Source organism: Pseudoalteromonas sp. AWH4_217 (genome assembly GCF_056161105.1).
The window spans coordinates 28,482-45,656 of the sequence record NZ_JBSWYM010000028.1 but is presented as its reverse complement, the minus strand read 5'-3'; the positions used below and the strand labels follow the sequence as shown (position 1 = coordinate 45,656).

The following is a 17,175-nucleotide window of genomic DNA, read 5'->3' as shown; positions in this document are numbered from 1 at the left end:
CCCCCCCCCCCCCCCCCCCCCCCCCCCCCCCCCCCCCCCCCCCCCCCCCCCCCCCCCCCCCCCCCCCCCCCCCCCCCCCCCCCCCCCCCCCGCTACATGTACAGCCGTATTAGCATACTTAGCAACCCAACAACCTGAATGAACAAGAGCATCAGAAGCTTTAAAAGGAATGATAGTTTAGCGGTTTTATGCTTTACAATTTGCATACAGAACAGGGTTGAAATATGCAATGAGAAGGCAGATACCAAGAGTAACTGTCGCTCAGAGATCCGCTCTGTCCCTTGCTTTGATAACTTTTTATCTTTTGCATAAACACCAAATACAATGGCACTGGTTAGCAGCAGATAAGCAACAATTGACCAGTCAGGTATTGCGGCTGCAATCAGGCACGGAAAGAGCACAAATGTAAGTAGCACGGCGGACAATATCCACAGTACATCGAGTAAAGTGTTGACTAAGTATTTTTGATACTGACCTTTGACTTTCGCCATTTATTTGTTATTTTCGGTACGGCCTATTCAGGCAATTGTAAATCACAAAGGAAATGAAAATGAAATTTACACTAAACAAGAAAAAACTAAAAACCTTATCTTCAAACCAACAGCTGAATGCCAAGGCAACGCCTAATGTAGGCGGCGGTTATGAACCTTCTTACCTTGATTGCGCACCAACTAATCGAAATGATTGTCAGACTGGTGTGATCTCATGCTACAACGGCCGTGATTGTGTTTTCACAAACCGCTGGTACAACTGTGACTAATCACATTTAGTCTTTGTCGCTCGTTTGAACCGGGCGACAAACAAAACACGCATATCGCCCCTGTTGAACTAACAGCTCACTCACATAATGCCTGCTCATCGAGCCATTATTTTTGATTTTCCAGTCTGACTTCATTGATCAATATAAATAACTGTGCCGTGGCCTCTGCGTCAGCCATCGCTCTGTGGTGCTGAGTCAACGTAATTCCCAGCTCTGCACAGACCTTGTTTAGTGCATAAGATTTCAAACCTGGCAACCATTTTCTGCCCAGCTGCACGGTACATAGTTTTGGCTTTTGAAAAACTTGATCAATTCGGGCAAATTCAGCTTTAACAAACCCCATATCAAAGTTGACATTATGCGCGACAAAAATGGCATCCTGCATAAAGTCTTCGACTTGCTGAGCAACGTCAGAAAAGAGGGGCGCATTCGCCACCATTTCGTTGCTAATGCCGGTTAGCTCTGTGATGTATTTAGGGATCCGCCGCATTGGGTTGATGAGGCTTTGCCAGCGTTTTACCACTTTGCCATCAACGACCCTGACCATCGCTATTTCTGTAATACGATCAAACTCCTTTTTGCCTCCTGTGGTTTCCACATCAATTACAACATAAGCCTGTTGTGGTGCAATCTGCCAACACACTTGCTGAATGTCGACCTTAAAACCCGATTCAATCAGACGCCTAATTGTCACCAGCTGATTACGCCTAAGACTATCTCCTGGAGCTTTTATCTCAACAAATGACACATCGCTACCATGAATGCATACCAGGTCAGGATAGCCATCTTTAAGCATTTTAAAATCTTTACACATGGCGACCAGGTGTGTTTTTAGGGCCGTGACGGGAATTAACCGAGCCACCATGAATAACAGGTCCAGTGTAGACCTGTGCCAGAAGACCAATCGATTCGGTTTACCGAAATGTGCACTGGCCTGACGCAGCAGCCAGTCGAATAAACTTTGATTATCTGTAATTTTTCCAAGGATCTGTTCAATATGATCGCTATGTACTTCATAAAATTGATTATATTTCAGGCTCCGTGGCGTTAAATCAAATTCATTGCTGGGTGCACCGGTTGTCGATTCGTAAAGCGCTGGCCAAAAAACCAAAACAAATAGCATGCGCCAGAACTGGTTTTCTCCATGATAGGCTTTACTACCCTGGCGGTGATACCAGGCAATTGCCCCCATTTCAGGATAACCAACATAGGCTTCGTCCAGTGCGATAGGAGAGCCGCTTTGACGTAGCATGTCTGTCAATACAGAGGTACGCTTGGTGGTGAATTTCAGCGCTGAAAAATCTTCGGCAAATATCAATAACTCTTCGTTTTGTGGGCAAGCCAGCACCTCTTCAAGCTGAGTCAGGCAAGCATCATGGTCCCCAGCTGCGTACAGAGCACGAATATACTTCTCCTGTGCCTTTGGGTGGTTGCTGATCTTCAGCATCACCGTCGCAAGTGCTGGTTCTTCCCGGTCCAACTGACAAGCCAGCTTATGCGTCAAATCATCACGCTTAGTTTGTGCCATCGGTCCCTCTGCAGCTGGTACTTGTTCTTGATAGATCCGTGTTGCTAGCAACACTTTGTCGTCTAAGCTCAGATTATTCAGGAGTTTACTTTGACTAACATAAAAATAGGCACTTTGCGCCTCAGCCAACTCGGAAAAGTGTGCATTACCCGTTGATACGCCCTGACGTGTTTGCATTACACCCAGATCGCGCAACGAGAACTGCTGCAAAGTGCCGCCCAGTTTACCAAAGAATAAAAACAACCAGTATTCAAAGTCTGCTTTGACTGGCGCTGACAAGTGAGCACGAAATACCGAGGTATCTGCCAGCGCAACGTGAGTGCATTGGGCGTAAACAAATTCATTCCATAGTGCTTTTTTTGCAGATTTTGTTGGGGGTGTGGAAGACACTTTGCCTGACGCTATCAGCTCAGACGCTATGGACTGTAACTGCTCCTTAGTCAACTCCCCCAATAGTACATCAGCATCCTTATCTTGCGCTGTTTGAACCAGCCCTTTACTACGCAGCTCATTCAGGGCAGCATCTGTGTCCTTAATTTCTGCGTAGTTTAGCTGTGCTCTGGTGACATACACACGTTTGCGATTGATAATACGCAACAATAAACACAGGCACTCTTCATCAAGAGACCCAAGTTCAGTGAACAGAGCCTGCTGTGATAAAGTAAGAAGATGAAAGCTGGTTTTTGAAACAAATCCCTGCAATTCATGAAAGTGGGAGAGATAATACTTCTCTGGTAACGCTTTTAACATACACACTCTACGCTGAATAATAACGGCGTGGACCCTTTACTACGTTGAGCAGTTCAAATCCAGATAACAACTATAACAGCTCGCTGAAAACATCCTCAAACTGCTCTCCATTATTCAACCTTTCCAGGCCGCTGTACATCTTCTTTGGGTTCATCGGTTTAACAGCTATGAACGAAGCCTGATAGTATTTGACATGAGTGTTAGGGAAGTCACGGAGATAAAATACCGACTTAATCTTAGTAACATCCTCATTTGTCACATCTATGTTTTCTAATAGAAATGGTACTCTATGGTCTACCCGGATCCCTGTTCCTTCGATGAACCAGGCTGGTATTTGAGTCAGTTCAGCCATCAAATTTGTTCGGTGCCTGACCTCGGCATGAACAAGCTCATGGGCAACAACGTCCGTATTCAGGCCCTTCGGACCTAGAAATATACATTCTCTAAAAAAACCGGACCTCTGCATGCCTGTCGGGTTGAATCCAAACTTTGCATATTTCGCATCAGCAGTGGCAATAATTCTGGGGTTTGAAGCTGGTGCACCATAGGTATCGGTAACTCTTGTTACGGCAGCCTCAATAGTATTGACGAGGTTAACTTGCTGCAGATGACTCATACTTTGATCAACATATAGGTTTGGCGACACTTCATCAAATTGAGAAGCACCGATCAGTTCGCAAACAATTGCTTCTTTTTGAAAGTAACCAAAGGGAAGCATTAAAAATGCAATCAAAGCAAAGGTATATATTTTAAATCTCTTCATTAATAGTCCAACAGTATATAGTCAACCCAATTAGCATTATGTTCTGGTTGTCGCATTTGCTTGAGCTATGTCATTAAATTATCAAGGCTTCAGCGTAGCCTTGTTTACTCTCTCAAATGCGGCAATGGGCCGCATATTTTTATTATTCTTCGACTACGATCTGCTCATAGCTTAGGTGCTTTTTCAGGCAGCTCAGCAGCGCCTCAATGGATACTGGTTTGCTCAGATAATCATTCATACCGGCTTCAAGGCATTTTTTCTCATCGCCAACCATGGCATTGGCCGTAAGTGCCACTATGGTAATATCCATATTTGACTTACCCGCCTGCCCTTTTCGAATGGCTTTGGTCGCATGAAAACCGTCCATTTCTGGCATCTGACAATCCATCAATACCAGTGAATACCCCTCCGAATGTTGATATTCTCTCAGGTTGCGTAGTGCCTCGTTACCATCACTCACAACATCAACATACTCAATGTCCAGCTTCTGCAACATGCTTACCGTTACTATCTGATTGACCTGATTATCCTCGGCCAACAAGATACGCGGTTTTGGCGCCCACTTCACCCTTGTCGTATCCTGATGGGGATCTTTCATACTCTTAAGGTAATGCGTAGTTACCAGCGGTTTGGCATTTGCCAATGCCTCTCCGTCATCTGCAACCACAGACAGGGCATTGAACAGATCTTCTGTCGTTGCAGGCTTAGGAAAGTACCCAGAGAACCCTAAGTCTGCGAAATAAGACGCATCGCCCTGATGACCGATTGAGGTCATCATAATAAGCTTGACTCCTTTAAAGCGCTTGTCCTCTTTGATGGTTTTGCCCAACTGTGCACCATCCATATTGGGCATCTGCATATCCAGCAACGCAATATCAAACATTTTACGCTGTCCGTCATGAAATCGTTTCTCGCACTCAGCCAATGCAGCTATACCAGATGAAGATTCAAAGACTTGTGCGCCCCAATGCCGCAACTGCTGCCCAAGAACAGTGCGATTGGTCTGGTTGTCATCTACCACCAATAACTCAAGCTTGGACATATCCAGATCGGGTAGTATCTGCTTTGACTGGGCGCTTTTCTCCAGCAACACCCGAAACTTAAACGTGCTCCCTTCTCCCTCAACACTCTCAACCCAGACATCGCCTCCCATTAGCTGGCACAGCTTTCTGACAATCGCAAGACCAAGGCCTGTCCCGCCATATTTGCGCGTTGTTGACGAGTCAACCTGAGAAAAAGAGTCGAATAGAGTTGCACTTTTCGCTTTTGGGATGCCAATCCCGGTATCTGTGATGGCACACTCCAGGCACAGGCCATTATTATCTAATTCGGTCAGCTTGCCCTGAATAATGACTTCACCTTGCTCTGTAAATTTAATTGCATTACCTACCAGGTTGGCGAGAATTTGCCTGATCCGGCTTGGATCACCTTTAGCCATGCTTTGTTCAATGTCCAGTGTATCCAGCACGAGCTCAAGCCCTTTACACTGTGCTTGCAAAGCTGCTGACTCGGCAAAGTCTTCAAACATACCTCGTAAATCAAAGTCGAGCATCTCAAGCTCCAGCTTTCCGGCATCGACTTTTGAAAAGTCCAGTATGTCATTGATCAGATTAAGGAGTGAGTTTGCGCTACTCATGGCCAGTTTAACCCGGTGCGTTTGTTGCTCATCCAATTCGTTGCTCAGCAATAGATTAAGCATACCAAGGACCCCATTCATTGGAGTACGTATCTCATGGCTCATTGATGCCAGGAATTCGCTTTTCGCCCGACTTGCCTGCTCAGCCTGACTTTTGGCATCTGCCAATGCTCTCTCTTGGGCTATTTCCTCAGAGATATCCTGTATAATGCCGACATAAGCAACCAACTCTCCCCGGTCATTACTTACGGGCGCAATATGTAGATTGTTCCAAAAAGATTTGCCCAGCTTCGTATAATTAAGGATCACAGTACGATGTGCTTTACGGTTGTTAATGGCCTCAACCATACTGTCCACCGCTTCCTGTGCCGTATCCTTGCCCTGCAGAAACTTACAGTTGGTCCCCAATACTTCTTCGCCATAACCCGTAATAGTTGTAAAGGCACTGTTAATGAAGGTCAGCGGCAACCCATGTACTTTGGCATCTGAAATGATAATGCCAACATCACACGATTCTATTGCATATGCCAGCAGGTCGTTGTGTTCCTTTGCCTGGCTTAATGCTTCCTGGTACATTTTCTGATCTGTAATGTCAGTGAGAGAGCCAGACATGCGGATAGCTTTTCCTGACTCATTACGCAGGGCAAGGCCCTTTGAACGAAAATAGCGGTAATCGTTTTGTCGGGTACGCAAACGAAACTCTACGTCGAACCCACCTTTACCATTCAAATGGTCTTGTAGTGCAGAAAACGTCGCACTTCTGTCTTTTGGATGTAAGTGATGTTCAAGCACTTCAAAACGGTCAGGAAACCCCTTATGATCAGATGGATTATAGCCCAGCAATTCTCTGTATCTTGGCGAGTAGAATACATCTCCGCTTTCGATATCCCAATCCCAAATTCCGTCATGGCTCCCTTCAATGGCCAGCTTGAAGCGCTCTTCGCTTTTTTTAATCCTTTGCTCAGAAGTTTGCAAACGTTTAAATGGATTAAGGAGCAATTGACGACCAAAAAACAGCAGCAACAAAAAGGACAATGACAGACCGATAAAAATTGCCTGGCCAAGCTCAACAATAAAAGCAAAGACACTATCATCTATGGTTGACTGACTTATCATCAGGCTGACATGAATATCCGTGCCAGGCATCTGTGTGTTGTGCAATACAACGTACTCCGCATTTGGAGCAGCATTACTGTGATCGACCCACTGTCCGGACAATTCGACCGCCAGAGCCTGATTACTCAGATCCATTGCCAGAAGGTTAGCCAAATCAGCATCAAATTCAGCAACTAACACGCCCTCAGTAAATCCGTTGTACTCTATAGGCACCGCGATAACAAAACTAAACAACTGAGCATTACGCTGTAAAATCACTGCATGCGATAATCGCCCATCCAACAGCAATTCCAGCCAGTCGTCTTCTTCGCCAGGTACCAATGACACCTGACCACTGCGATAAACCGGCTCGCCAAGGACATTGTACAGGGACAGCGGTTCCTTTTTCCCGAGGATCCGATATTCCCCCAGGAAATCAGACAAAGAAGCACGGGAAATATCTGAGCCCATAACCCCATTGGCCAAAACCGGGTATTGCGCCAGATCTTTGAGCAGTACCAGACGGGTACGCAAAAACTGACCGAGGTTGCTAACGCCCAAACGCGCCTCGGTCTGACGCACTTCCGTTTGTACCTGACGAATGGCAGTATCTGCGTGGTTACTCAACATCACAAGGCTCAGAGAAACGGACAATATCAGGCTACACAACAAAAATGCGTAGAATGCCTTGTCGGAGCTCATTTTAAATAGCGACTTCTCAGCGTTGTTATTCATTGATTTTTTAGCACCTTGATACTGCCATCAGCTTTATAACTGGCCATACATATGTCTTCCAGACCCAGAGCTTCATGGGCATCGGGTTGCGACTCTGACCAGGGCGAAAACGGTTGCTTGTAGACTTTGATCAACCCCTGGACTGGTTGCTTGAGGTTTTCAAGTGCACGACGCAATGCGGCTCTGTCTTGTTTTACGTTGCCGCTCAGAGAGATTTGATCGAGCGAAGCCAAAAACAGTCGACCCAAGTCATAACCATGGATAAAACCGGCCGGAGACTGTATAAATTGTCCATCAACGATTTTTTCTGGGTAAGCGGTTGTTAACTGTTGCCACACCCGGGCTACAAATTCAGCATGTGGCCGTTGCTGAAATGAGAAACAACTTTGCAAAAAGTGTAAATCTATTCCGGCACGCAACTCATCAGCCACCTGAGCGAAAAAGTTACCACCCGTTATGCCCCAGTGACTGATAATCGCAGGGCGCTGAGTGTCAGGCGCCTGTCCAACCGCCTTTACCAACTGTTTGCCCTCCAGTGCATTCCCCACAAAAATCACGCAGTCATGCCCATTACTGACAATCTCTCGTAGCATGATTTTGGTGGCATTCATTTTCATATTCCAGTTGAACCAGGTCACGGGGGCCTCAGGCTCGTCGAGTGCCTGAGTTATAGTCTGATAATTTGATTTCCCCCAGGGCGTGCGCTCTAGTAGCATATGCGGCGAACGACACTGTTTTTGTCTGGCGAATTCCACCAGCCTCAACCCGGCTTTGGTGTCATCAATAGACAACCTGAACACCCAATTGTTAGCATCCGGGTAACGTGTTACCGGTCCACCGGCTGCCCAGGGTACTAAGAGTAGAATGCCCTGTTGATTAATAAACTCGCGATGTTTTATATAAGGCGGCGAATGTAACCCACCTAACACCAGTAAAGCACGTTCATCTTGCAAAAAGCGTCGCATGGTCAGTAAACTGCGATTACTGTTGCCTCTGTGGTCCTTTTCAAGGAGCTGCAGCCGAAATCCCTGAACCTCAAAATTACGCTCACTTAACGCGCTATTAAAGCCCATTTTCATGGCTTCGGCCGACTCGCTATGACTGCTATAATCAGAGTCGTGATATATATACAGCACAGGCCGCTCGGCGGCAGTGGCCAGCACACTGAAAGTTACAATGAAAAGAAAAACAGCAAGCAGCGTCCGTTTCATATTCATAAGCGCGTTAAGTACCTGATTATTTAAAGTTAGACTATTTCAAAAAGATTGCTTAGCGCAACACCGTGTTAATCTTTTTTAGTCAGGATAATGATACACCTCGATGGGCTGACTGCGTCCACTAAGTTCAACCATAGCAACACGCTTTAGTTGTGTCAGCTTAGACTGCTGAACGCTTTGCTCACTAACTAAGATGGGATGTTGCAACTCCTTTGTTTTGCTCTCAATGCGCGCTGCCACATTTACCGTGTCACCGATGACGGTATAGTCCATACAGCTGCTGCTTCCTACATTACCAGCGATTGCATCGCCGCTATGAATACCAATCCCAATCTTGATTTCCGGCAGACCATCAGCACTGAACTCTTGGTTTAACTGCTTCAGAGCCTTTAACATTTCGCGCGCCGCTTCTATTGCATTTCGCGCATTATTCTCTTCTTTCTGAGGGGTGCCGAACACAGCCATAATGGCATCACCGATAAATTTATCTATCATCCCCTGATGAGAAAAAATAACGCTGCTCATGCGTGAAAAATAACGATTCAGCAATCGTGTTATCACTTCCGGATCATGCTGCTCGCACATTCTGGTGAACCCGCGAATATCAGCCATCAGCACCGTGACATCCCGTTTTTCGCCTCCGGGCTCAATGTCCACCTCCCCTCGCTCGACCGCTTTCACCAACTGCTCAGGCAAGTAACGCAGCAAGCGTTCTCGGTGACGCAATTTGGTATAAGTTCCCGTAATATAGCTCGACAATGACCAGGCAAGAAACCCGGAGCAAACAATAATAACTTGTTCATGGATCTCGATAGCGCGCGCGGTGTGGCTGTGTTCCAGTACCAAAGTTCCAGTTAGCAGGCAGCACAAAGTGGAAAAGTAGATAATTAATTTGCCCTGACGGAACGCACTCATGATGTTGAACAACAGTAACACACTCACCAACATGAGTTCGAATTCGGTTTTGTGAAGATCCTGCAACAGGTGTTTGACCAAATCCAGTGATTCAATTTCAAAAGAAACCGCCAGAATGATCGCATAATCAAATAGGATAGAGACGTACTTAAGCCAGGGTTTATAACTGTCTGACATTGCCCAGCGCATCACCAGCGCACACCACAAGGCAACAATCGCAAGTGTACCCAGGTCAACAGCTATCAGCGTACTATCCCACCCAATACTGTATAAACCAATAACAAGCTCTGTGACAAACAAAGCCATTAGTCCATAAAAACGGAGTTTATTGACATGGAGTTCCATCTCCATTTCACGCCTTTGATAACAATCGGTCAGTAACTTGTCAAAACTGCTATCAATGTCCTTTAACCATTTCATTGTCGCTTCACCAGATTATGGAGTTACCACCAGTTTAGCCTCAAGCTGGTCGGTTATTCAGCTTTTGTAGCATTTTTTTGTACATGCCAGTGACAGCATCGGTTCCCTGTACCGGATTATCTATAATCAGATGATTGAACTTAGGCGAAGAATTCAGCTCAATCAGATAAAAACAATCGTCCTGGCCCAGGATAATGTCAAAGCCAACAAACCCAAGATTAGCTAACTCAAAGACAGGTTTAACAAACTCAAACAAGGTTTTGAGCAGGGCCTCATCCTGTTTCAGTGTCGCCACTTCATTCTTTTCCCAGTACCGTACATTAAACGTCTGAGCCATACCTCTTTTGTAGGCCAGTAATGGTTCTCCAAATCCACAAACAAGGCGGTACTCAGCTTTGTTTTTAACATAAGCCTGTGCCAGTGCCAGGTAGTCATAATGCTTCGACTGGGCATTGAATATTTCATTATAAGCAACACTGAGCGATGCTCTATCGTCACACAAATACACATTGATCCCCAACGCCCCGCTGTTGCTTTTCACAACCACCGGATAGCCAAATTTGGCCTCTGTGGCATCAAGGATTTCATCCATGCTTTGGTATTCCAGATAATGTCGGTATTCCTGTGGTACATTCGGGTCCAGAAAAGACAGAGTTTCAGGCATAGTCACGGCTTGATTAAAAGCCTGATAAGAGTGCATTTTATCCCTGCATATGCCGTAAATAGATTCGGAGTTAAAGGGAGTTTTGTTTAGTTCAAAATACTCAACCCCGTGATTAAAATAAACCCGCACCAGGTTCTGCTCACGATCAATGCACTCGTGTTTTAACCCCAACTGTTGGCATGCTTCAATCAAACAGGCAACCTGTCTTTCCATTATGTTTCTCCGTACCGGTGATCTTGCTAATACATGATGGCGGCAAGTATCTATGCGAATTATTGCTTTGGCAAGCCTACGGATACCAGACACATACATTAAAAAAGGAGGCGATGCCTCCTTTGAAGTGATTTACTATTATTTTATCAGGTTGACTCACCACCAGACATCTGGCTCTGGATATAGTTGGGCAGACCCACTAACTTAATAAGCCCCAGATGCTGCTCCAGCCAATAGATGTGATCCATTTCTGTATCATCAAGCAGCGCCTCCAGCATTTCGCGAGATACATAGTCTTGCTCTTCTTCACACACTGCGATGACCTTTTTCAAATGGTCCTTAACGGTGATCTCTGCGGCCAGGTCGTTTTCCAGCATTTCCTGCACATTTTCACCTACTTTGATAGGTGCTCTGGATGCGGTATCTGGTGTGCCCTCTAAAAACAGAATGCGTTCTGTAATGCGTTTTGCGTGATCCAGCTCTTCTTCGTATTCATGCGCCAATTTATGGTGCAACCTTGATAGCCCCCAGTCTTCGTACATTTTTGAATGAGCCAGATACTGATCCATTGACGATAATTCTAAGGTCAGCTGCTTGTTGAGTAAATCGATTACTTTTTGAGAACCTTGCATGTTTTACTCCTCAATTTGCGATTGCAGATAGTTTTCTATGCCGCAGTTTTTGATGAGGAATTGCTGAGTTTCAAGCCAGTCAACATACTCTTCCTCATATTCAAGGATATCCTCGAGCAACTCGCGACTGACATAGTCTTGCTCTTTTTCACACAGTTCAATCGCACCGCGTAACACTGGCAGCTGCTCCATTTCAAACGCCATATCGCAACTGAGCATTTCTTCTGTGTGTTCACCAATACGAAGCTTTTCGAGGTGTTGAAGATTTGGCAGGCCTTCCAAAAATAAGAGCCGCTCGATTAAGTCATCGGCCTGTTTCATGTCTTTTATTGATTTTTTATAAGCTTTCTCGTTCAGCTCCTCAATGCCCCAGTTTTTCCACATGCGTGCATGCAGAAAATACTGGTTAATGGACGTCAGCTCGAGTGTTAATACCTGATTTAGTGCTGCTATTACTTGCTTGCTACCCTGCATAGGGCCCCCTCAATAAGGAATAGTTAGACGCTCTATAACCCTAGAACAAAATTGCAACTTAGCAAGACCGATTAAAACTAATAAATTTCTTGATATATCCTTTTAAAATAAACAACTTATAAGCTTAGTAAGAACAATTTTCATTGCGAATAACAGTATTTATTTGAATACTTCATTTTGACAAATCCCGGCTATTGCATCGTGCTCAGGTAAATTGCGACTCTAATTGCATGAACGCAGCAATGGCACTAAGCCACCAGCACCTCAGCCTGTTATAATTTAACAAGAAAAGCTGAGCGGCTTAATTGAGCGTTTTCACCGTTTTGATGCCCAAACGTTTTGCAAGGCGCACCAGGTTAGCCCGATCAACGGCTAATTCGCGTGCCGTAGCAGCCCAGTTGAGGTCATTGGCTTGTAGTCTGGCTGTGATCAGTTGCTTCTGAAATGACTCGGTCGCCGCCTTTAACGTTTGCTCTTTGGACAGCTGCAAAGATACTCGCTCATTACTGACGCTATTCGGGTCTGGTGCGTCACTCTCGCGTTGCACACCATGCACGACATCAACCAGTACGATATCCTGGTCCCAGGCTGCATGCTTAGCTTTCAACGCAGCCCGGCTCAGCACATGCTCGAGTTCGCGCACATTTCCCGGCCAGTCATGCTGATTAAGTTGATTCATAAAAGCATCAGACAAAACCAGCTGGCGCACACCCAGCTTTTTGCGCAGTTGCTCAACAAAAAAGCCGGCAAGCGACGCGATATCCTGCGCACGCTCTCTTAATGGAGGAACTTGTATTGGAAACACGCTTAAGCGGTGATACAAGTCAGCACGAAAGCGCCCCATCTCAACCTCATGGCGCAAGTTTCGGTTCGTTGCGGCCACAATCCTCACATCAACATATTGCGGCTTGTCTGTACCAACCGGCTGGATTTCACCACTTTGTAACGCCCTGAGTAATTTACTTTGCATACTCAAGGGGAGTTCGCCAATTTCATCGAGAAACAAGGTGCCGCCATGGGCAACCAGAAACTTACCTTCCCGGTGTCTGTCTGCGCCGGTAAACGCCCCTTTTCGATGGCCAAAGAATTCACTCTCAGCCAGATTTTCGCTCAAAGAGGCACAGTTAACCTGTACAAATGGCCCCTGACAACGCGACGAATGCTCATGAATACGCCGTGCAACCAGCTCCTTACCTGTGCCTGTTTCTCCCTGAATGAGTACGCTTAACTCTGAGTTAGCAACCAAATCGATGTCCTGTTTTAGTCGCTGCATAACGGCACTCTCACCCACCATAGTATAACTTTGATGGCTGATCTCTCTGAGCATTGCCATGCCATGACGAGCCCGCTCGGCTAACGTGGACAGGGTCAGTGCCGTTGCAAAATGTGCAGCCACTAAAGACTGCAACATACCCAACACAGGCACTGCGACTTGCTCAAATGCACTCGGGGTGAGACTGTCAAAGGTGACCATACCAAGCAAGGAGTCACCCTGATAGAGTGAGAACCCCATACAGGCATGTACAGGCAAAGTACCGGCTCTGGCCATCAGTAAACCATCATAAGGATCTGGCAGCTGACAATCCGCTGCAAAAATCTGCGGCTGGTTAGCCGCTGCGATTGCAGCCAGCCTTGGGTGGTCTTCTATTACAAACCGTCTGCCCATGGCTTCGGGCGCGAGACCTGAGCACGCCAGTGGATAAGCCACACCTTGCTCACACCGCAACACAGCTGTGGCATCTGCCGTTATGATACTCTGGAGCGCGAGGACAAGCGACTGACTAAATGCCCCTAAATCCCCTTCATCCAGCCTGGGAAGTTGGTGAGTCAGTTCAGTACTGATACCGAGTAAATGTGATAGCGTTCTCTGATCCAAGTCAAAATGACCTATAAAAGTTTTTAAGACTCCAACAGTGTAGGTCATTTTGACTTGCCCATACAACGAAAAATACTTATCTTATTGTTTTTAAACAAAATTAATATTGGCATGTTTTGTGCCCTTATAGGTATCTCTGTATCAGTTAGTTCGATTCACTGAGCTTGTAAGGGTAATTATGAAACACTATCGCCGTGCACTTCCTTATGCCAACCAATGTCTGCTATTGAGCCTGATTGGCTTTATGTTTGCCATTATGGCCAGTTATAGCTTTGACCAATACTTGTCCTTGTCGACACAAATTGCCGCACACATCAGCACCATTATTTTCGCAACAACCCTGAAAGTGAGCTACGTCGTTCGCTGTTTTTGCCAATACAACCTTGGTCAGGAGGTGCGCTGATGAGCTTGCTTAACCTTGAAGAGCCCGTGCAGCAATCAGCAAAATGGTATCAACCAAAACATACGCCGTTACTCATGCTGGCATTCAGACCGTTATTTTTACTTGGCAGTCTGTGGGCCTGTGCGGCGATGATCGCCTGGTTTGCAATTCTGAGTGGTTATTTGAGCTGGCCAGGCACTTTCCCGGCGACGCTCTGGCACGCCCATGAGATGCTATTCGGCTTTGCCAGTGCAATCGCCATCGGCTTTTTATTTACCGCCGCCAGGAACTGGACCGGAGTCAATACCCTAAATAGCTGGCCTTTACTTGGGCTATGCGTGGTTTGGGCCAGTGCCAGAGTAGCAGGGATCTGGTCTGCACAACCACTGTTGTGGCTGATAATCTTTCAGGGCTTATTTTGGTTGATCAGTATCTGTCACTTTACCTGGGTTGTCCTGCAGGTTCATAACAGTAAAAACTACTTGTTTGTACCCGTACTTGCACTTTTGGCAACCCTGAACATGGTGTTTATTGTGGTACTGGACCAGCACGCTTATGAACTGGCAGGCCTGCTCAGCCAGATGGCAGTACTCGGCTTTACGTTGCTGATCAGTATACTGGGCGGCCGCGTCGTGCCTTTCTTTCTTTCTCGCGGTCTGGGGCTGTCACATCAACAGCGCACTCCCCGGCTGGACAAGGCACTATTGCTTGTTTCTGTACTTGGGATGTGCGTTTTTTTTGCACACCACTTTCTTCAACAGCCCCTGGTCCCCGGATACCTTTTAATACTGGCGGGTTTACTTCATGTGTTGCGGGCAAGTTTTTGGTTTCAGGCACGCATGTTTACCGTGCCCTTATTATGGTCTTTGTATTTGGCTTATCTTTTGATGGCAATGGGCCTGATTGGTTTTGGTGCGGCCTATCTGGGTAGCAGCTGGCAGGCCAAAGACGCACTACATCTGATTACCATAGGTGGTATGGGGATGATGATCCTGGCCATGATGGCACGGGTAGCACTTGGCCATACTGCTCGCCCTTTAACGCCTCATCCGCTCATTTCTGTCGCTTTTATCCTGTGCCTGATCAGCGCCCTGATCAGAAGCCTGTTACCTGCGTATATCGGACCGCATCTGGCCTGGCAAATCAGCGCACTCATTTGGTCTGTCAGCTTCGCACTGTTCGCCTTTATTTATGCGCCCATACTGGTACGCAAACGTCTGGATGGTCGTCGCGGTTAATACCTTTAATTCTCGTGCTTTTCACGCCATCTGGCGTCATTTTTACCGCTCCTGAGTGGAGCGGCACCATTAGGAGTTTTTTATGCTTTCTCAACGAACAATCACCCTGGTTAAACAATCTCTGCCACTACTGGCTGATGCCGGAGTTGAAGTCACTGAGCATTTTTATCAGCGTATGTTCGCTCATAACCCTGAATTACTTGATGTCTTTAATCTCAGTAATCAACGCTCGGGCAAACAGCAGTTCGCCCTGTTCAATGCACTGGCGGCCTACGCAACCTATATCGATCAGCCCGAAGTACTGACCAGTGCAATAGCCCGGATCAATCACAAGCATGCCAGTTTGGGGATTGCGCCACATCACTATCCCATTGTCGGAGAACACCTGCTTGCAACCTTACGAGAAAAGTTCCCTGAGCAATTCAATACCGACATAGAAAAAGCCTGGGCTGAGGCCTACGCCTTCCTTGCCGATCTGTTTATTACACAAGAGGAAGGTATCTATCAACAGGCCGAGCAATTGCGGGGCGGCTGGCGGGGTACACGTCGTTTCTATATCAGCAAAATTGTAACGGAATCAGAGCTGGTAAAAAGCTTTTATCTGGCTCCGTGCGATGAGCAGGCTGTAATGCCTTATCAGGCAGGACAATACCTGGCTATTTGTTGTTCCATTCCAGCAGAGCATCATCAACAGATCCGCCAGTATTCCCTGTCTCACGCGTCAAATAGCCGCACTTATCGTATCAGTGTTAAACGAGACAATCTGGTATCAGGTTTTCTTCACTCGCTGCCAGAAGGCGCTGAGCTTGACATCATGCCTGTGGCAGGAGATTTCGTCCTTAAACACACCGAGATGCCTAAAGTACTTATCAGTGCCGGGGTGGGTATCACTCCCATGATGGCCATGCTGCACACGCTGGCTGAGCGCAGTTTCTCCGGGGAGCTGCATTTCCTGCATGCTTGTCGCTCACCCTCGCAACTGAGTTTTAGCACAGAACTTACGCAGGCTGCCAGTAGTCTGCCCGCTCTGACAACCTGGACCTGGATTGAAGAAGGGGCTACCGGTGCAATCTCAGAAAAATCCAACACAGGACGCATGTTGTTAGCGCCACTGAGTACCTCTCTGCCGCTTGGAAATGGTGAGTTCTACCTATGCGGACCGACGCCTTTTATGGCTGACATTAAGCAACAATTGCTCTCTCTGGGGGTAGACGAATCACGTATTTTGTATGAAGTATTCGGGCCTCATGAGACTCTGTAATATCGACCAAAAATCGACTTAAAAAGTCTGATAAGATGAGAGTCTCCTGAGGTTGCTTATATCAGGCAACCCTGACTTACAGCAAAAGGACCCCTCTATGAGTGACTCTCTAATTTTCAGTAAGCCCGCCAAAGTGTTAGTTGTTTGCATGGGCAACATTTGCCGCTCTCCTACCATGGAGGCTGTATTGGCACAGACTGCAGCCCAGCGAGGTCTGAGTCTGGAGGTCGACTCAGCGGGCACCATCGCCTATCATCAGGGCAATCCACCTGACAAACGCAGCGCAGCAGCCGCCCGTAAACGAGGGTATGACCTGTCATCTGTCAAAGCCAGACAGGTGCAGTCACAGGACTTTGAACACTTTGATTTGATCTTGTGCGCTGATGAGCAAAACCTGGCAGATCTTCAGTCCAGATGCCCTGAACAGTACCAGCATAAACTGGCGCTTTTTTTACGCTTTGGCGAGCAGCAACAAGACGAAGTGCCCGATCCATATTACGGCGGTACAGACGGGTTTGAACTGGTGTTAGATCTGGTTGAGCACGCCAGTGACATCATCATCACAAAACTAAGCAAACAGAATTAAAGCGCTATCAGCAAAGTCCTGTCCTCGGGG

Annotated in this window: 15 protein-coding genes; 5 read left to right on the top strand and 10 right to left on the bottom strand. The window is 46.7% G+C overall.

The genetic code is table 11. The annotated features are described in order from the left end of the window. Positions 1–92: 92 nt before the first annotated feature. Positions 93–491, bottom strand: a complete 399-nt coding sequence (locus ACXAH1_RS22725; RefSeq protein WP_475199878.1) for a DUF1294 domain-containing protein — start codon at positions 489–491, stop codon at positions 93–95. A 59-nt stretch (positions 492–550) separates the two neighbouring features. On the opposite strand from ACXAH1_RS22725, the gene ACXAH1_RS22720 reads away from it, so the two are divergent. After that, complete coding sequence (locus ACXAH1_RS22720; RefSeq protein ID WP_054013308.1) at positions 551–760, top strand: hypothetical protein; 210 nt, start codon at positions 551–553, stop codon at positions 758–760. Between the two features lie 106 nt (positions 761–866). Here ACXAH1_RS22720 and ACXAH1_RS22715 read toward each other — a convergent pair whose 3' ends face one another. From ACXAH1_RS22715 to norR, 9 genes are all read right to left on the bottom strand, one after another. Continuing rightward, positions 867–3,038: an exonuclease domain-containing protein gene (locus ACXAH1_RS22715; protein WP_475199876.1), complete on the bottom strand. Its 2,172-nt coding sequence runs from the start codon at positions 3,036–3,038 to the stop codon at positions 867–869. Between the two features lie 70 nt (positions 3,039–3,108). After that, positions 3,109–3,801, bottom strand: coding sequence for a hypothetical protein (locus ACXAH1_RS22710; RefSeq protein ID WP_475199875.1), 693 nt, complete (start codon positions 3,799–3,801; stop codon positions 3,109–3,111). Between the two features lie 142 nt (positions 3,802–3,943). Then, entirely contained in the window at positions 3,944–7,267 is a 3,324-nt protein-coding gene (locus tag ACXAH1_RS22705) for a response regulator (protein ID WP_475199873.1), read from the bottom strand. Beyond that, positions 7,264–8,484 carry an ABC transporter substrate-binding protein gene (locus tag ACXAH1_RS22700; protein WP_475199871.1) on the bottom strand — a complete coding sequence of 407 codons (1,221 nt, stop codon included), beginning with the start codon at positions 8,482–8,484 and terminating at the stop codon, positions 7,264–7,266. Before ACXAH1_RS22700 ends, ACXAH1_RS22705 begins: the two co-directional genes overlap by 4 nt. A gap of 78 nt (positions 8,485–8,562) precedes the next feature. After that, positions 8,563–9,819, bottom strand: a complete 1,257-nt coding sequence (locus ACXAH1_RS22695) for an adenylate/guanylate cyclase domain-containing protein (protein ID WP_253047480.1) — start codon at positions 9,817–9,819, stop codon at positions 8,563–8,565. A 40-nt stretch (positions 9,820–9,859) separates the two neighbouring features. After that, a complete protein-coding gene (locus ACXAH1_RS22690; protein WP_475199870.1) occupies positions 9,860–10,696 on the bottom strand; it encodes an ATP-grasp domain-containing protein in 837 nt (278 codons plus the stop codon). A gap of 146 nt (positions 10,697–10,842) precedes the next feature. Continuing rightward, entirely contained in the window at positions 10,843–11,328 is a 486-nt protein-coding gene (bfr, locus tag ACXAH1_RS22685; RefSeq protein WP_253047475.1) for a bacterioferritin, read from the bottom strand. A 3-nt stretch (positions 11,329–11,331) separates the two neighbouring features. After that, positions 11,332–11,802: a bacterioferritin gene (gene bfr / locus ACXAH1_RS22680; RefSeq protein ID WP_475199868.1), complete on the bottom strand. Its 471-nt coding sequence runs from the start codon at positions 11,800–11,802 to the stop codon at positions 11,332–11,334. A 301-nt stretch (positions 11,803–12,103) separates the two neighbouring features. Further along, entirely contained in the window at positions 12,104–13,726 is a 1,623-nt protein-coding gene (gene norR, locus ACXAH1_RS22675; RefSeq protein ID WP_475199867.1) for a nitric oxide reductase transcriptional regulator NorR, read from the bottom strand. A 130-nt stretch (positions 13,727–13,856) separates the two neighbouring features. Here norR and ACXAH1_RS22670 point away from each other — a divergent pair, with 130 nt between their 5' ends. From ACXAH1_RS22670 to ACXAH1_RS22655, 4 genes are all read left to right on the top strand, one after another. After that, positions 13,857–14,081, top strand: a complete 225-nt coding sequence (locus ACXAH1_RS22670; protein WP_253047469.1) for a hypothetical protein — start codon at positions 13,857–13,859, stop codon at positions 14,079–14,081. Then, positions 14,081–15,298, top strand: coding sequence for an NnrS family protein (locus tag ACXAH1_RS22665; RefSeq protein WP_475199865.1), 1,218 nt, complete (start codon positions 14,081–14,083; stop codon positions 15,296–15,298). The genes ACXAH1_RS22670 and ACXAH1_RS22665 overlap by 1 nt, the downstream gene beginning before the upstream one ends. 82 nt (positions 15,299–15,380) lie before the next feature. After that, positions 15,381–16,559 carry an NO-inducible flavohemoprotein gene (gene hmpA, locus ACXAH1_RS22660; RefSeq protein ID WP_475199863.1) on the top strand — a complete coding sequence of 393 codons (1,179 nt, stop codon included), beginning with the start codon at positions 15,381–15,383 and terminating at the stop codon, positions 16,557–16,559. 97 nt (positions 16,560–16,656) lie between these two features. Then, positions 16,657–17,145, top strand: coding sequence for a low molecular weight protein-tyrosine-phosphatase (locus tag ACXAH1_RS22655; RefSeq protein WP_475199862.1), 489 nt, complete (start codon positions 16,657–16,659; stop codon positions 17,143–17,145). Positions 17,146–17,175: the final 30 nt, after the last annotated feature.